Source organism: Gilvimarinus algae, assembly GCF_030518215.1.
GTDB classification, from domain to species: domain Bacteria; phylum Pseudomonadota; class Gammaproteobacteria; order Pseudomonadales; family Cellvibrionaceae; genus Gilvimarinus; species Gilvimarinus algae.
On record NZ_JAULRT010000015.1, the window covers coordinates 19,083 to 34,900 of the forward strand.

12 protein-coding genes and 2 tRNA genes are annotated in these 15,818 nt (G+C 57.3%); 3 read left to right on the forward strand and 11 right to left on the reverse strand.

The features are described 5' to 3' along the window. Window positions 1-313: 313 nt before the first annotated feature. The 6 genes from QWI16_RS00090 to QWI16_RS00115 all read right to left on the reverse strand — a co-directional run bounded on the left by QWI16_RS00090 (window position 314) and on the right by QWI16_RS00115 (window position 6,991). Complete coding sequence (locus QWI16_RS00090) at window positions 314-1,123, reverse strand: PhoH family protein (protein ID WP_302710682.1); 810 nt, start codon at window positions 1,121-1,123, stop codon at window positions 314-316. A 299-nt stretch (window positions 1,124-1,422) separates the two neighbouring features. Beyond that, entirely contained in the window at window positions 1,423-2,202 is a 780-nt protein-coding gene (locus QWI16_RS00095; protein WP_302710683.1) for a M90 family metallopeptidase, read from the reverse strand. A 3-nt stretch (window positions 2,203-2,205) separates the two neighbouring features. Further along, the gene (locus tag QWI16_RS00100) at window positions 2,206-3,516 is read right to left on the reverse strand and encodes a DEAD/DEAH box helicase (protein ID WP_302710684.1); all 1,311 of its coding nucleotides are present in this window, start codon (window positions 3,514-3,516) and stop codon (window positions 2,206-2,208) included. 61 nt (window positions 3,517-3,577) lie between these two features. After that, on the reverse strand, window positions 3,578-4,888 hold the full coding sequence (locus QWI16_RS00105) for a sodium ion-translocating decarboxylase subunit beta (RefSeq protein ID WP_302710685.1): 1,311 nt from the start codon (window positions 4,886-4,888) through the stop codon (window positions 3,578-3,580). A 28-nt stretch (window positions 4,889-4,916) separates the two neighbouring features. Further along, on the reverse strand, window positions 4,917-6,695 hold the full coding sequence (oadA, locus tag QWI16_RS00110) for a sodium-extruding oxaloacetate decarboxylase subunit alpha (RefSeq protein WP_302710686.1): 1,779 nt from the start codon (window positions 6,693-6,695) through the stop codon (window positions 4,917-4,919). Window positions 6,696-6,739: 44 nt separating this feature from the next. Beyond that, window positions 6,740-6,991 (reverse strand): OadG family protein, encoded by a 252-nt coding sequence (locus tag QWI16_RS00115; protein ID WP_302710687.1) that lies wholly within the window; start codon window positions 6,989-6,991, stop codon window positions 6,740-6,742. A 263-nt stretch (window positions 6,992-7,254) separates the two neighbouring features. Here QWI16_RS00115 and QWI16_RS00120 point away from each other — a divergent pair, with 263 nt between their 5' ends. Next, complete coding sequence (locus QWI16_RS00120) at window positions 7,255-8,214, forward strand: tRNA dihydrouridine synthase (protein WP_302710688.1); 960 nt, start codon at window positions 7,255-7,257, stop codon at window positions 8,212-8,214. A gap of 43 nt (window positions 8,215-8,257) precedes the next feature. Here the strand turns inward: QWI16_RS00120 and ggt are convergent, their stop codons facing one another. The 4 genes from ggt to QWI16_RS00140 all read right to left on the reverse strand — a co-directional run bounded on the left by ggt (window position 8,258) and on the right by QWI16_RS00140 (window position 11,928). Further along, window positions 8,258-9,943 (reverse strand): gamma-glutamyltransferase, encoded by a 1,686-nt coding sequence (gene ggt, locus QWI16_RS00125; RefSeq protein ID WP_302710689.1) that lies wholly within the window; start codon window positions 9,941-9,943, stop codon window positions 8,258-8,260. Window positions 9,944-10,764: 821 nt separating this feature from the next. Continuing rightward, a tRNA-Arg gene (locus QWI16_RS00130) sits at window positions 10,765-10,841 on the reverse strand. A gap of 264 nt (window positions 10,842-11,105) precedes the next feature. Beyond that, a tRNA-Ser gene (locus QWI16_RS00135) sits at window positions 11,106-11,193 on the reverse strand. Window positions 11,194-11,349: 156 nt separating this feature from the next. Beyond that, window positions 11,350-11,928, reverse strand: a complete 579-nt coding sequence (locus tag QWI16_RS00140; RefSeq protein WP_302710690.1) for a nitroreductase family protein — start codon at window positions 11,926-11,928, stop codon at window positions 11,350-11,352. 273 nt (window positions 11,929-12,201) lie between these two features. Here QWI16_RS00140 and QWI16_RS00145 point away from each other — a divergent pair, with 273 nt between their 5' ends. Together QWI16_RS00145 and QWI16_RS00150 are read left to right on the forward strand one after the other, a co-directional pair. Beyond that, window positions 12,202-13,458 (forward strand): coiled-coil domain-containing protein, encoded by a 1,257-nt coding sequence (locus tag QWI16_RS00145; RefSeq protein ID WP_302710691.1) that lies wholly within the window; start codon window positions 12,202-12,204, stop codon window positions 13,456-13,458. Between the two features lie 138 nt (window positions 13,459-13,596). Beyond that, window positions 13,597-14,982: an adenylate/guanylate cyclase domain-containing protein gene (locus tag QWI16_RS00150; protein WP_302710692.1), complete on the forward strand. Its 1,386-nt coding sequence runs from the start codon at window positions 13,597-13,599 to the stop codon at window positions 14,980-14,982. On the opposite strand, the gene queF is transcribed toward QWI16_RS00150, so the two are convergent. Further along, window positions 14,972-15,808: an NADPH-dependent 7-cyano-7-deazaguanine reductase QueF gene (gene queF, locus QWI16_RS00155; protein WP_302710693.1), complete on the reverse strand. Its 837-nt coding sequence runs from the start codon at window positions 15,806-15,808 to the stop codon at window positions 14,972-14,974. The genes QWI16_RS00150 and queF overlap by 11 nt on opposite strands. Window positions 15,809-15,818: the final 10 nt, after the last annotated feature.

Here is a 15,818-nt window from a genome sequence, read left to right on the forward strand (position 1 = left end):
AATTTTAGCCTACTCCATGCGCCGGCCGCCGAAAACGGGGGCTTGGGCGCCACAAGTCCCACCCCAACGCACAAAAGTTTTTATGCGCCAGAATGCGGAGCCAAATTCTCACATTCGAACCGGGATTGACACTCAAATCAACAATTTGGCAAATACTACTGCATTCAGGGAATAAGATTCAATGAAAACCTACGAAATGCTTATAAAAACTGGCTGTAAAGTAAACGGTTTTATATAACCATTTATGTGAGGCCTGTCACATTATTGCAAGAGTGGCAGCGCAGCGCGGGTCTGCGCCGCCGGAGGGTCACTTTTAGCTCAACTCATACCGATCGATGATGTCACGCACAAGACCACTGCGAACAATGTCCTCCCGCGCAAAACGATGTACGTACACCGAACTGAGATCCCCGAGCTTGGCAATGGCATCGGCAAGCCCATTGGGGCCGCGGATATCGCTCTGCTCAATATCGCCGTTGATAACGACTTTGCAGTCCTCACCAATGCGCGTCAGGAACATCTTCATCTGCGCAATAGAGGTGTTTTGCGCCTCGTCGAGCACCACGAAGGTCCGGTTGTTGAACGTCTTGCCACGCATAAAGGCCAGAGGCGCTGCCACAATACGGCCGTGGCGCAAACAATAGTCCACGGTACCCGCACCCAACCGCTCGTTGAGGATGTCGCGGAAGGCATCGATATACACCGAGAACTTCTCATCCAGAGCACCGGGCAGAAAGCCCAGCTGCTCGCCGGCCTCGACCGCCGGACGGGTCAGGATGATGCGCTCGATACGCCCGGACTCCAGAGCCTCGGCCGCCAGGGCGCCAGCACAATAACTCTTACCGGTACCGGCAGGACCGATACCAAACGTCAGGCAGTGGCTTTTAATGGCGTCAATGTAGGCTTGCTGGGCGGAGGTTCTGGCGTGGAGAGGTTGAGAGGCGCGTTGTGGACTGTAAGCGGTTTCGAGTTGCTGGGAGCGGGATTTCATCTCGACGATGTTGCCCTCGTCCCTTCGCTGCTTTCGGCCGGCTCTGCCGCGAGCCTTGTTGGCCTTGAAGCCGCCGTCCTCGTCCATTTCAAATTGGTGGGTATTGCGTCGTGCGTGAGATCTTTTCGCCATGGGTATTGTCCCTTTCGGTTCAAAGTTTACACTGGCGCATCGCGTGCTTAGCCATCTGTTTCAGCACTCTGGCCCGCGACGAGCCCTACCAGATTACGCGAAGAAAAATCACTCCTGTAGTTGGATGCATGATGACCCGGGCACTCGGCTGTGAGACAGTCAAAAACACAACATATGCCCTCGAAATTCATACTATGCCCAACTTATGGGGTCGGTCAACGGATTTATCGACTTTTTTGAGGCGTGCAGGGAGGCGCACCAGAAACTGTCACAAACTCTTCTCAATTTCGTCACATGCCCTAAATAAAGGCGCTTTTTAGACGCTCGAGCGGATCCTGCTGATAGAAATCGACGTAGTGACGGTAGACATCTGGATAGTGTTCTTTGAGAACGGCGGGCAGTTCGAAAAACACTTCGCTGGTTACAGCGATAAACTCGGCGGGGTTGGTCGCGGCGTAATCATCCAAAGGGAGCGGCTCACCCCTTGCCAGCCGCGCGCAAAAATCATCGTAGGCGGCGTTAAACGCATGCGTCCAATCCGAGGCCGACATACCCGGCCTGAGCGGGGGAAAACCGTCAGCGGCGCCATTGAGCATATCCAGCTTGTGCACAAACTCATGGATCACCAGATTGTGCCCATCGATAATGCCAGCGCGAGCAGTGTCGTTCCAAGCGAGAATAACGCCGCCGTGGCTCCAGGCCTCGCCCGCCAAACTGTGCTCGACTTCGTGGGCAATGCCGTACTGATCTACTTCCGTGCGCGCCGCCTTGAAAGCCGCCGGGTAAACAATCACCGAGCGCCAGCCGCGGTACCACTCAAGACCCAAGTTGAGAATCGGCAGACAGGCTTGCAGTGCAATCAACAACGCCATATTACCGGTGAGCACCTGGCCCTGAATACCGATAAAGTCCTTCTCGTGCATAAACAGTACAGCGAGACGGCGCAAGCGCGCCAATTCCTGATTATTCAGTCCTTGCAATAGCGGTAACTGCTGTAGCACCTGCTGCCAATCGCGCTCGTCGATCGGGTGACGTTTGATAATGCGCTCTTCGCGCCAGCGACGAAACCACTCCAGCACGGTCTACTCCTTGGCTGCTGGTTTGCGCCGTTTGCCAATGTTTTTCCGGTCTCTAAGGCGCTGCTTGGTCTTGGGTTTATCCGTGTCTTTATCGCTTTTTTTCTTATCGGCTTTACTGCGGTTCTTCTTGGCGACAACGGCTTTACCAGACGATTTAGTTTTCTTGGGGCCTTTATAGCTGGCCTCGCAGCCCGGAACAGCCACTACTGCAGCACTGCCGCCGAGGTAGCGCTCGATAGAAGCCATACGGTTCCAGCTCTGGGCGGACACCAGCGATACCACAGCACCCGCCCTACCCATGCGCCCGGTGCGCCCGGCGCGATGAATAAAGCCGGGCACGCTGTAGGGCAGCTCAGCGTTCACCACCAAGTCGACGCCGGCCACATCCAGACCGCGCGCCGCAAGGTCGGTAGCCACGAGAATTTTTGTCTGGCCTTTGGCAAAACGCTGGTGCACCTGCTTGCGCGCCTTCGCCTCCACATCACCGTGCAAAACGAGCGCATCCAGCCCAGCCGCCACCAACGCCTTGTGCAAAGCCTCTGCCCTGTCGCGCTTATTGGCAAAGACTATGGCTCGCTCAAAGTTCCTTCCGGCGAGCAGCTCAGGCAGCAAGCGCGCCGCATGGGCCGGATCGTCCACCAGGATTTTTTCCTGCGACCGGTGCTCGGGCTCGCCCTCAACGTGAATGGTCTGGCGTTTATCCGGGTCGGTGAGTGCCTCGACAAACCCCTGAACATCGCTGCCAGCCAGGGTAGCGGAAAACAGCAGCGTTTGACGCTGCGTGGGGCAGCTTAGCGCTATCTGGGTCACCTGATCGGCAAAGCCCATATCAAGTGTACGGTCGGCTTCATCCACCACCAGGAACTCGACCTCGGAGACATCCACTAGCCCGCCTGCGACATACTCGGCGAGCCTTCCCGGAGTCGCCACCAGAAACTCAGCGCCGGTAAGGTGCTCCATCTGTGTCTGCTTGTGGTCACCGCCGGTCAGCGCGATCACATTGACCGAGTCGCGATCGCACAGCTCCCGCGCCTCGCCGACAATTTGCCTCGCCAGCTCGCGCGTAGGTGTAAGTACCAGAGCGCGCAAGGCGCGGCGGCGCGGTGACTCCAGCAGAGACTGCAAGATCGGCAATAAAAAGGCGAGGGTTTTTCCCGAGCCGGTGGGCGCGGAGACGATGGCATCCGCACCATCCAAAATAGTGTCGATGGCCTCAGCCTGAACCCGAGTCGGCTCGACGATGCCCTTACGCTCCAGACGCTGCAACAGGGGCCGGTAATCAATAGAGGTAAAACTGGTTTCAGGCTGCGACACGGTGCGCCTCACGCAAAGGCGCCACAATTGTGGCGCCAACCATTGAAGACCAACCTGTGAATCAGGTCAGCGAAGATACGATAGAGATCATCACGCCCGCCGCAATCGCCGAGCCAATCACACCGGCTACGTTGGGGCCCATGGCATGCATCAGCAAGTAGTTTTGCGGATTGGCTTCCAAACCCAGTTTGTTGGACACACGAGCAGCCATGGGTACGGCGGATACACCGGCCGAGCCAATCAGGGGGTTGATTTTGTTCTGGGTGAACAGATTCATAAATTTGGCGGTCAGCACCCCCATGGCCGTGCCGATGGCAAAGGCCAGGATGCCCAACACCAGAATTCCCAGTGTCTTTGGGTCGAGGAATTTGTCCGCCGCCAGTTTGGAGCCCACCGACAGACCCAGAAAAATCGTGGTGATGTTGATCAGTGCGTTCTGAGCAGTATCGCTCAGGCGCTCGACAACGCCGCACTCGCGCATCAAGTTGCCAAAGCAGAACATGCCCAGCAGCGGCGCAGCGCTCGGCAGAATCAGCGCCACCAGAATCAGCAGAATCAAGGGAAAGACGATTTTTTCGCGGCGCGATACGACACGCATTTGCTCCATGCGAATCTTGCGCTCATCGGTGGTGGTCAGCAGGCGCATAATCGGCGGCTGAATCATCGGCACTAGGGCCATATAAGAGTAGGCCGCGACGGCAATAGCACCGAGCAGTTCAGGGGCCAGAATGCTGGCCACATAGATCGCTGTCGGGCCATCGGCACCACCGATAATGCCAATGGCGGCGGCGTCGGCGATGGAGAAATCGATCACCCCGGTCACCGACAAGCCAACGGCGCCCATGACTGTGGCAAAAATGCCAAACTGAGCGGCGGCGCCGAGAAACAGGGTTTTGGGGTTGGCCAGCAGCGGACCAAAATCGGTCATGGCGCCGACGCCCATAAAAATCACCAGCGGCGCCACACCGCTGCCAATGGCTACGGTGTAAAAACTGTAGAGCATACCGTTGCTGTAGCCGAGATCCGTTGCCAGGCGGTAGGCATCGGCCTGGACGCCCGCCGGCGCGAGTTTGTAGGCCTCGGTAATCGCCTTGATACCGGCATCAGCCTGCTCTCCCAACAGCTGCGCAATAGGTCCGATAACCTCCGGATAGCCGGAATAAAGAGCGTTTTCCACCGCGGACATCGACAATCCGGCGCCGGGAATGTTGGCGAGAATACAGCCAAAACCAATGGGAACCAGCAGCAGCGGCTCAAAGCCTTTGCGAATGGCCAGAAACAGCAGCACCAGACCAATCAGCATCATAAAGCCCTGGCCCATGTCCAGGTGATAGATGCCGGAGTCGTGCCAGAGACGTAGGAAATTCTGCATAATTTTCTCTCAAATGACTCCGGTCAAATCAGGCAATGCTGAGCAGGTTATCGCCAGCGGCGACCGCATCGCCGGCCTTGACGTTAATGGAGGCGATGGTGCCGGCGCGCGGTGCGCTCACCTCGGACTCCATCTTCATGGCTTCCAAAATCAGCAGGGTATCGCCCTCTTCCACTTGATCACCGGCCTGAACCGCCAGGCGCACAATGGTGCCTCCCAGAGGTGCCGGAACCGGCTCGCCACTGCCTGATGAACCGCCACCCGAAGCAGGCGCACTGCCACCCTTAGGCGCCAGACCGGTGATATCCCCGCCGTTGGATACGGTCACGGTGTATTTTTGACCTTCCACTTCAACGGTGTAGATCTCATCGCCACCGTCGGTGGTGGGCGCACCGCCCTCGCGGCCAGTGGGCACGGGCTCAAAGGCGTCGGCGTTGCCGCGGTTTTGCAGAAATTTAAGTCCCACTTGCGGAAAGAGCGCGTAGGTCAACACATCGTCAATCTGGCCTTCGCCATCGGTCAGGGCAATACCTTTTTCTTTCGCTTCTGCGAGCAGTTCGCTGGTGAGCTTGTCCAACTCCGGCTCGATGAGGTCGGCAGGTCGGCAGGTAATGGGCTCGCCATCACCGAGTACGCGCTTTTGCAGCTCGGCATTGACGGGCGCGGGCGCCGAACCATACTCACCTTTGAGTACACCTTCGGTTTCTCGGGTAATGGTTTTATAGCGCTCGCCGGTCAGCACGTTGAGCACTGCCTGAGAGCCCACGATCTGGGACGTCGGCGTCACCAAGGGGATATAGCCGAGGTCTTCGCGGACCTTGGGGATTTCCGCCAGCACCTCGTCAAGGCGATCGGTCGCGTTCTGCTCGCGCAGCTGGTTTTCCATGTTGGTGAGCATGCCGCCGGGCACCTGGGCCACCAGAATACGCGAATCCACGCCTTTGAGGGCGCCTTCGAATTTTGCGTACTTCTTTCTCACTTCGCGGAAATAAGCAGCGATATCTTCGAGCAGGTGAATGTCCAGTCCGGTATCGCGCTCGGTGCCTTCGAGCGAGGCCACCAGCGTTTCGGTGGGGCTGTGACCGTAGGTCATGGACATGGAGGAAATAGCGGTATCGACGTTATCAATGCCCGCCTCCACACACTTGAGGTTGGTGGCGTGCGCCAGACCGGTAGTGGCATGGCTTTGCATATGAATCGGAATGGAGCAGCTCTCTTTCAGGCGCTTGACCAACTCATAACCGACGTAGGGTTTGAGCAGGCCAGCCATATCTTTAATGGCAATGGAGTCGGCGCCCATGTCTTCAATACGCTTGCCCTGATCGACCCAGCCCTCGAGGGTGTGCACCGGGCTGATGGTATAGGAAATCGTCCCCTGCGCGTGCTTGCCCTGATCCTTAACGGCTTTTAGCGCCGCCTCGATATTGCGCATATCGTTCATGGCATCGAAAACACGGAAAACATCGACACCGTTGTGGGCCGCACGCTCGACAAATTTTGCTACCACATCATCGCCGTAGTGGCGGTAACCGAGCAGGTTCTGCCCGCGCAATAGCATCTGCATGCGGGTTTTCGGCATGGCTTTTTTCAGTTCACGGATGCGGTGCCAGGGATCCTCGCCGAGATAGCGAATACAGCTGTCAAAGGTTGCGCCGCCCCAGGTTTCCAGTGACCAAAAACCCACAGAGTCGAGCTTTTCGGCAATCGGCAGCATGTCATCGAGACGCATGCGGGTGGCAAACAGTGACTGGTGCGCATCGCGCAGAACCACGTCGGTAATACCCAGTGGTTTTTTAACCTCGCTCATGGCGTTATCTACCCCAAGTTAATCTGTCTTATCGGTCTGGAATTCTAGCGGCGCGCGCGATGCTGGCGAACGGCCTCTGCGATCACTCGCTCAATGCGCGGTTCCACCACAGCGGCACCACCGGAGGCGGCACGGGCTTTCTTCTTAGGTTCGATCACAACCGGATCGGGAAAGTAGCGCAACATCAGGCGCGACATACACATAGTGGCAATCACCAAGAGGGTCAGAAACACGAGGACCGTGCCCATCCCATACACCATGAGGTCAATGCCTTGTTGCAGCAATGTTTCTTGCATAGCGACTACCTTCTGCTGAATTCGGCTCTTCGTCGGCGGCCCCGCTAGGCCCGCCGCGAGCGGCCGTGCATTTTCTCTTATCTTTCAGAAACTTACAAGACGTGCGCCAGAGCACAAAAGCCAGTAGTAATCTTTTAGCAGCAAATTTACCGATTTTCGACCCCAATCTGCCTGATTTAACCGAGATTTAACATCGCTCTGCGGCTTCGCAGAGGCACCATTTTCTGTAAAATGGCGGCCCCTGACCCAACACGCACTGAACTATGCAGATACACTTGGCCCCCATGGAGGGCGTTGTCGATTACCTGGTCCGCGATCTGCTCACCCAAGTGGGCGGTATAGACCAGTGCGTAACCGAATTTGTCCGGGTGGTGGATCAGAGGCTACCCCGGCGGGTGTTTCGCCGCCTGTGCCCCGAGCTGGACAATCAGTGCCTGACCCCCGCGGGTGTGCCTGTCAAAGTGCAGCTGCTCGGCGGTCAGGCCGAGCCACTGGCGGAGAACGCGCTGCGTGCGGTGCGCGCCGGCGCTACCGCCATCGACCTGAATTTTGGCTGCCCCGCCAAAACGGTAAATAAAAGCGATGGCGGGGCCTGCCTGCTGCGTGAGCCCCGGCGCTTGTTTGACATCGTCAGCGCCGTGCGGCGGGCGGTGGCACCCGAGATTCCAGTGAGCGCCAAAATCCGCCTCGGCTATGAGGATCGCTCCAACTATATGGATAACGCCCGCGCCTGCGAAGACGCCGGTGCCAATGCGCTGGTGGTGCACGCACGCTCAAAGGCCGACGGTTATCGACCGCCGGCCTACTGGGATTGCATTGGCGAGATCGCCGCTGCCGTCACCATGCCAGTGATCGCCAACGGTGAGGTATGGTCAGTGAGCGACTACCTTAACTGTCGCAGACAGTCGGGCTGCGCCGACGTTATGCTTGGGCGCGGACTACTCGCCTGCCCCGATCTGGCCAGGCAAATCAAGGCGCATATGGCGGGTGAGACATATCAACCCATGCACTGGCAGGCCGTCTGCGAGCTGCTTTACCGCTACCACTCTATCAGCCTACCGAGCTACCCCAACAAATACGCCGGCAACCGAGTCAAGCAGTGGTTAATGTACCTGCGCCTGCAGTACCCGCAAGCCGAGACTTTCTTTGAGATCATCAAGCGCGAGCGCGAGCCCGAAGCCATAGAACGGATCTTTCAACACCAGCTCGCACAGGCGGCCTAGTGGTCCAGACGGCTGTTTCTGTCACTTTCAGCCGCATTGACCACTAATGCTTATTGCGCTGCTCAAGGCGCGGTTCGGCCACGGCGGTAAAGCGTCCGTTCCGCCACTCGATCGCCTGGGTGGAGCCATAGGGGCCCAAAGGTTTGATCTCATGCCCCAGCGCGAAGAGCGATTCGCGCAATGACTCGCTGGCCGAGGGCTCCAGATAGAGGGTGTCAGGTCGCCACTGGTGGTGAATACGCGGCTCAATCAGGGCCTCGTACAAAGGCAGGCCGAGATCAATATGATTGATGATCGCCTGCACCACCTGAGTAATTATCGTGGGGCCACCGGCGGCACCCAAAGTCATGACAGGCTTACCGTCTTTGAGCAGCAGTGTTGGGCTCATGCTGCTCAACGGCCGCTTACCGGGCGCAATGGCATTGGCCTCGGTACCAACCAGCCCATAGATATTGGGCACACCCGGCTGGGCCGAAAAGTCGTCCATTTGATTGTTCATGATCACACCGGTGCCGGGAATCACCACCTTGGAGCCAAAATCTGTATTCACGGTGGTGGTAATCGCCACCCAATTGCCGTCCCGGTCCGCTGCTGCGATATGGGTGGTGTGTTTATCAAATAAATTCGTTTCAGCGTCTTTGGGTGTGCCGTGCGCCACATCCTCGAGCGCTTTATCCATAGAGACTTTTTTGGCGAGCGATCTGGCGTAGCGCTCACTGACGAGAGACTTGGGCACCTCGGCAAAAGCGGGATCCCCAAGCCAGTAGGCGCGATCGGCAAAGGCAAGCTTCATCGCCTCAGCGGTCAAGTGATAGCGCTGGGTTTCGCTAAGCTTATCCAGTTCAAAAGCCTCGAGAATATTGAGAATTTGCGCCACGTGCACTCCACCCGAGCTCGGCGGGCCGAACCCCACCACCTCAAAGCCCCGGTAGCGCGAGCGCACGGGCTCACGCACACGCATGCGGTAATTGGCGAAATCCTCGCTGCGAATCAGACCTTCGTTGGCCTGCATCCAGCGCTCCACGGCTTCGGCAAACTCGCCCCTGTAGAAATACTCGGCGCCCTCTCTCGCAAGGGCCTTGTAGGTAGCGGCCAAGTCGCTTTGCACCAGTTTGTGCCCAGCGGGCCAGGGCTGGCCCTGCTTATCGAGTAGCACATCGGCGCTGCCGCTAAATCCCGCCAAAACATCGCGATGACGGGCCAGGCGGTCGGCATAGATCTGATCAATGGCAAAACCCTGCTCCGCCAGTTCAATGGCGGGCCCGAACACCTGCTCGCGTGTGAGCTTGCCGCCTTTTTCCAGCATATAGTCAAACACCGCCACCGAGCCGGGGACGCCGGAGGCAAGCGCCCCGGTGCGACTGAGCTGGCGTTCGGGCTTGCCATTGACAATAAACATGTCCCGATGCGCTGCCGCTGGCGCCATCTCCCGGCCGTCCAGCGCTTCAATGCGCCCATCGGCCCAGCGTACTATGGCAAAGCAGCCACCGCCGATTCCCGAATTATGACCATCCACGACCCCGAGTGCCAAAGCGGCCGCCACCGCCGCGTCCACGGCATTACCGCCTTGCTCCAGCACTTTCATGGCCGCCTCGCTCGCCCGCGGTTGTACCGTGGCGACCGCCGCGCGCCCATCCGCGGTCACACGGGCGTAGCCCTCCATCGCCCCCTGGACAGTGGCGACCGAAAAACCAAAAAAAACAATGAAAAAACAACAGACAAAACGCATCGGCAACTCCCTATACTGGCTTATAGAGTAACCGCGGAACACAGGAAAACACAAAAAGCCCTAACGAATGTCAGGGCCGTAACAACTAAAGGGGTGGCAAGGCAGTTGGGCTATACCCAGAACCCATTGCCGCGGAGACCTTCAACACCCATAAAGGCGCTCATCTTACCGCGGCGAATCACCCGGAAATTCATGACCAGCAGGGACAAGTACGACAACACCTTGTTCAAAACGGCTACCTCTATACATCAACACCATTTGCCAGACCCCAAAACACAAAAAGCCCACCGGTTAAGGGTGAGCTTTTTATTATTTTGAGGAATGGCTTCATTATACCCCAAATTGCTCCCTCGGGGCGGCTGGGGCTAGAACTTCTCGAAACTACCTCCGGCTAAAAAGCACTGCGGCGTCTATCGATCCGATTGAGGTTACTGGCAAGGCGCCCGACTCGGCGAGCACATCAAAGGCCGGCATAGCCTTTCCTCCTCCGTATACAAGTCCATCGGGGCAGGCTCTCAAACTGACGCACTCTGGAGGGTGAGGCCGGCGCTCCTCGCGAAACACCGTTTCGTGCCAGCCAAACGACTGCAATCTGTAGTTGCGGACCGGAAATCAGACCCAATAATACAGGCATAAAAAAAGCCCACCCCTTCGGGGCAGGCTTTTTAATATGGCGCACTCGGGAGGGTGCGGCTGGCGCCCTTAGCGAAACACCGTTTCGCGCCAGCCAAACGCCCGCAAGCTGTGCTTGCAGGCCGGAAATCCGACCCAATGGTACAGGCATAAAAAAAGCCCACCCCTTCGGGGCAGGCTTTTTAATATGGCGCACTCGGGAGGATTCGAACCTCCGACCGCTCGGTTCGTAGCCGAGTACTCTATCCAGCTGAGCTACGAGTGCGTTGTCAGGAGGCGCGTATACTAGAGATAAGACCCAATGTCGTCAAGCGCTTAGAGACGAAAATTTGGTTTTTTTATGAGGATCGAACAGCCAATAACCGAATTGGCCAGTCTCTCAACAACACGCGCACCAACGATAGTTCTCAATAGGTTAATGTCGGGGCATCTTAGTAATAGCCCCAGGCTTTTAACAAGTGGAATCCGTCCACTTTGTTTGACCCGAAACGCAAAAGGCTCAACCTTGCGGCTGAGCCTTTTGCGTATATGGCGGTGAGGGAGGGATTTGAACCCTCGAACGGTTGCCCGTTACACACTTTCCAGGCGTGCGCCTTCGACCACTCGGCCACCTCACCAACGTTGTTGTGTTCGCTGCACCGAGGCGTATTGATCCGGCCAGTACACAGAGACGCGAATTCAGGTAATTGCAACCAAAAACAAGCAGTTAGGTGCCCCGATTTGCGAGGGCGCAATCCTACACAAATAGCCGTGCAAACGCAACGGCTTCTCGCTCAGTCGATTTGACCCGTCGCACCGGGCCAACTCTGGCACACATCGGCCAGCTCCAGCCTCTTAGGACCAGGTACGGCCATCGCCGGAGTCCCCAGGTAGATGTAGCCGACGATTTGCTCCTCGGCAGCGAGCCCGAGCCCTTGCTCAACCACTGGGTGGTAGGCCATTTCACCTGTGCGCCACATGGCTCCCAAGCCTAAAGCGAAGGCCGCATTGACAACATTTTGCGCGCAGGCCCCGGCGGAGATCACTTGCTCCTGTGCCGGGACTTTTGGGTGCGCGGTCACCGAGGCAATCACCACCAAAACGCAGGGCGCTCGCAGAGGCATATTGCGGTACTTTTGTTGAAAGGGCTCAGACAAACCGGCATTATCGGCTAGGGCCGCCCGGCAATACAGCTCTCCGAGCGCCTCAAGTCCGCGGCCGGTCACCTTGAGAAAGCGCCAGGGCCGGATCTGTCCGTGATCGGCGGCCCGAACGGCCGCCCGGATTAAGGTTTCAAATTCTTCGGCCGATGGCCCTGGATCGGTGAGCTTGCCCACCGAAGCTCGCTGGGTCAGCGCGGTAATGGCATCCATAGGTTGATCTCTTGCGGTTAACGCGGCACAAGAATTCGCACAGCGACCACTCTTATACCATAATGGAACTAGAGCCTGTTAAGGCTAATTGAATAAAGCGTGTTGCGCCGAAAAGTTTACCATTTAAAGCGCCACGAAAGCCTGGCGAAAACCTTGGTGATTCGAATCAAGCGATCGCCCCGATACTGAGGGCAAGCAGGCTTCCGGTAGGCGTATTCGATGAGCACTAACAGCGCCCCAATAACATAACCAACCCGAGGACCCGCCACCGCCATGCATCTACCGCTGATCGGTGTGATTGTTGGCCTGGAAATTCTCCTGGCACTGCTGGTGCTGTGCCTGCTGGCGCTGCTCTATGTGCGTAAACTGCGGGCCCTACTCGCTCGTCAACAAGAGCAACTGCGACAGGCGATGGAGAAAGCCATGGCGCCCGCCGCGCCTGCGCCGGTGGCCCAACCCGCCCCTGTCTCCGACCCCAAGACTCACCTTGCAGAGCAGCTGGCCGCCACCCTGGAACACTTTCAGGCCCTCGCGCCTGAAGTAGACATCGACCAGACAGAAGGCGCCGAGCTGGATGAGCCAGCGCGTATCAGTGCCACACGCTATGCGCTGCTCAAAACCGAGCTGGAAGCCACCGAAAACGGAGGCTGGCAAGAGGATCACTGGCAAGCGCTGGCCGAGCGCCTGGCGCCTTTGCTGGCCTCAGACGACAGCGCGAACCTTGAGCAGGAGCTGGCCAACGCCCAAAAGCGGGTGGCCAACCTGGAGAAATTCAAAAAGCTGTTCTTCGAGATGGAAGACCAGTGGGAGCAGGCCCGCGGCGAAGCTCAGGAGTACTACAACCAGCTTTCAGCGCTCTCCTCCGGGGTGGACGATCAGGAAAGGTTTGACGAACTGCTCGCCAAGTACCACGCGGTTTACGACGATATTGACCAACAGATCGCCAGTGCCAGCGAGCGCAAAGCGCCCGACCCAAGCACACAAACCGAACACAAAACCATCACCATTACCCGGGCTGACCCGCGCACTGCCGAAGAGCTCACTAAGCTGCGCAATGTCGCCGCGGATCAGCACCGAATCATCAACAAGCTGCAAAAACAACTGCAGGATGCCGAGAGCGCGGAACAGAAAGAAGAGGTTATCCAGGGGCTGCAAACCCAGCTAGAGCAACAACTGCGCTACGTCAAAGAGTCCGAGACCTGCGTGCAGCTACTGGAAAGCGAGCTGGAAACCGCGGTAGCCAAGCTCAATGAATATGAAATGAAAGCCGGGCAGAGCGCGCAAAACGACGACGAAATGGAGCAGATGAGAGCCACTCTGCACCAGTTTACCCTCGAAACCAAAGACCTGCTCAAGCACCTTGACGCACTGGAAAAAGAGAATCAAACGCTCAAATCCACCGGCGGCCCAGCGTCTGCCGCTGACCCTACCGCCGGCAACGCTCTGGCGCAGCTGCGCGAGAAATACGCAGAACTGGAGTTTCAGTACGCCGAGCTGGAAGAAAAGTACCTGGAACTGCGTAGCCAATAGGCCAGAGGCTCTTGAAAAATCTCTTGCATAGACGCCACCAGCCGTTAATGTATAAGATGAGCCCCCCGGCAACCCGCCTGGGGCTCTCAACGCTGCTCCTACCATTATAGGCAGGCAGATACCGCCAATCGGACAACAATGACAATGAGCAAGACCGCCGACCAGCCAAATAGTCCCGACTCCGCCTTACAACAGTACTATTTCCGTGCGCTCATGTGCTTTGCCACAGGCGGCACCCTGGCGGCCATGATGAACTGGAGCGACATCAACGTTACCTATCTGGTCGCCATCGTCTTCATGCTTTTGTACGCCTCTGGCACCTACGCCTATACGCGCCGCCAGAACAGCGAGGAACTGCCCAAGGTCAACCGCTACCTCTCCTACGCCGACGCGGCCCTGGTGGGGGTGGTGCTTAACCTCATCAACTTTTCTCTGCTGCCGTGCATCTTGTTTCTGGCGATGATTCAGTTCAACGCCCTGCTCAACGGCGGCCTCAGGCGCTGGCTGGAAGACAACACGGCGCTGGCGTGTGGCGTCGGCGCCAGCCTGCTGATCCACAAGCCACAGCTAATCTTTAACAGCAACTTTGAAATCAGCGCCGTTAGCCTGATTGGCATCATCACCTACTTTCTCGCCTACGCACTCTACATGCACCAACGCTTCCACCGGCTGAAGCTGAGTAACGAAAAGCTGCTCAACGAGCAAAAATGGCACAAGATACGCGCCTACAAGCTATCGCGCTATCTGGCCCCTGCGGTCTGGCAAGCGGTGAATCAGGGCCGGGACGAAACCCTGCAGGCCGAACGCAAAAAAATCACCGTGTTTTTCTCGGACATTAAAGATTTCAGTCAGCTGTCAGAGGAAATGGAAGCCGAGGCGCTCACCGAGCTGCTCAATCAATACCTGACCGAAATGACCAAGATTGTCGCCCACTTCGGCGGTACCATCGACAAGTTTATGGGCGATGCCGTCATGGTTCTGTTTGGCGATAGCTCAAGCAAGGGCGTCAAAGAAGACTGCCTGCGCTGCGTCCACATGGCTATTGCCATGAAAAAGCGCATGAAATCCCTGCAACAGGAATGGTGGAATCAGGGTATCAAAAAGCCGCTGCAGATCCGCATGGGCATCAACACCGGTTACTGCACCGTGGGCACCTTTGGAACCTCGAGCCATCTGGATTACACTGTGCTCGGGACCCACGTCAATCTGGCAAGCCGCCTGGAGTCGGCAGCCGATCCGGACGAGATTTTAATTTCCCACGAAACCTGGTCGCTGGTGAAAGATTCCGTGCTGTGCCGCGACAAAGGGGATATTACGGTGAAAGGCTTCAGTGCCCCGGTCAAGGTCTATCAGGTCGCTGGTCTGCGCAAGGATCTGGGGCGGAACCAAACTTACTTCGAAGATCGTACAGAGGGCTTCTCCATGTACCTGGATCTGGAAAAAGTGCGCAACTACGACAAGGAACATGTGTTGGCGGCGTTGAAAAAAGCCGCCGAAAAACTCAGCGACAAGATTATTGTCTGACGAGCCGCACTTGCGGTGCCCTGCCCTTTGAGCTCGAGCGATAGGGGTTAATATCCAGGCCTCCGCGACGGGTATAACGCGCATAGACTTCCAGTTCCTGGGGCTCGCAGCGCTGCATAATGTCGCAAAACATCCGCTCTACGCAGTGCTCGTGAAAATCCTGATGCTCGCGGAACGACACGACATAACGCAACAAACCCGCCGGGTCTATGGGTTTGCCCGAGTAGTAAATCCAGACGCTGGCCCAGTCCGGCTGACCGGTGACCGGGCAATTGCTTTTGAGTAGGTCGCTGTACCAGCTTTCACTTACCGCCTGCGTACCCAGGGTTGTCAGCAAAGCGGCATCCGGTGAATAGGTGTCGATCGCAATGTCCTGCTGGTCGAGACAACGCGCGTTAAATGGCGCGCCGGAAAAGTCCGCCGCCAAAGGCATAAGCTGGTGCAACGGATAAACCTTGACCTCTACTTCGGCACCCGCCGCCGCTGACAAATCGCCGGCAATACACGCCTTAACCTCTTCGAGGCTGGCAAAGCGGGACTGATTAAACGAATTTAAGTACAACTTGATCGACTTGGACTCGACAATATTGTCGCTCTCGCACGGCAGGCGAAACTCCAGCATCGCCACCTGCGGAAGCCCCCGTGTGTTTAGCCAGGACAACTCAAAACCGGTCCAGACATCTTCTCCAAAAAACGGCAGTGTCTGCGCCTCAGACACCAAAGCCCCTCTAGACTGAGAGCGGGCAATGGGGTAAAGCAACTGCGGCGCATACTCCGAGGGGTAAGCACTGGACTTGCCAAGGGGACTGTCATCAATACTCGCCATTTGTCGACTC

Excerpts from the sequence above, each read along its gene's own strand:
- QWI16_RS00090 (WP_302710682.1), bottom strand. The coding sequence starts at position 1,123 with ATGGCGAAAAGATCTCACGCACGACGCAATACCCACCAATTTGAAATG.
- QWI16_RS00105 (WP_302710685.1), bottom strand. The coding sequence starts at position 4,888 with ATGCAGAATTTCCTACGTCTCTGGCACGACTCCGGCATCTATCACCTG.
- oadA (WP_302710686.1), bottom strand. The coding sequence starts at position 6,695 with ATGAGCGAGGTTAAAAAACCACTGGGTATTACCGACGTGGTTCTGCGC.
- QWI16_RS00115 (WP_302710687.1), bottom strand. The coding sequence starts at position 6,991 with ATGCAAGAAACATTGCTGCAACAAGGCATTGACCTCATGGTGTATGGG.
- QWI16_RS00120 (WP_302710688.1), top strand. The coding sequence starts at position 7,255 with ATGCAGATACACTTGGCCCCCATGGAGGGCGTTGTCGATTACCTGGTC.
- ggt (WP_302710689.1), bottom strand. The coding sequence starts at position 9,943 with ATGCGTTTTGTCTGTTGTTTTTTCATTGTTTTTTTTGGTTTTTCGGTC.
- QWI16_RS00140 (WP_302710690.1), bottom strand. The coding sequence starts at position 11,928 with ATGGATGCCATTACCGCGCTGACCCAGCGAGCTTCGGTGGGCAAGCTC.
- QWI16_RS00145 (WP_302710691.1), top strand. The coding sequence starts at position 12,202 with ATGCATCTACCGCTGATCGGTGTGATTGTTGGCCTGGAAATTCTCCTG.
- QWI16_RS00150 (WP_302710692.1), top strand. The coding sequence starts at position 13,597 with ATGACAATGAGCAAGACCGCCGACCAGCCAAATAGTCCCGACTCCGCC.
- queF (WP_302710693.1), bottom strand. The coding sequence starts at position 15,808 with ATGGCGAGTATTGATGACAGTCCCCTTGGCAAGTCCAGTGCTTACCCC.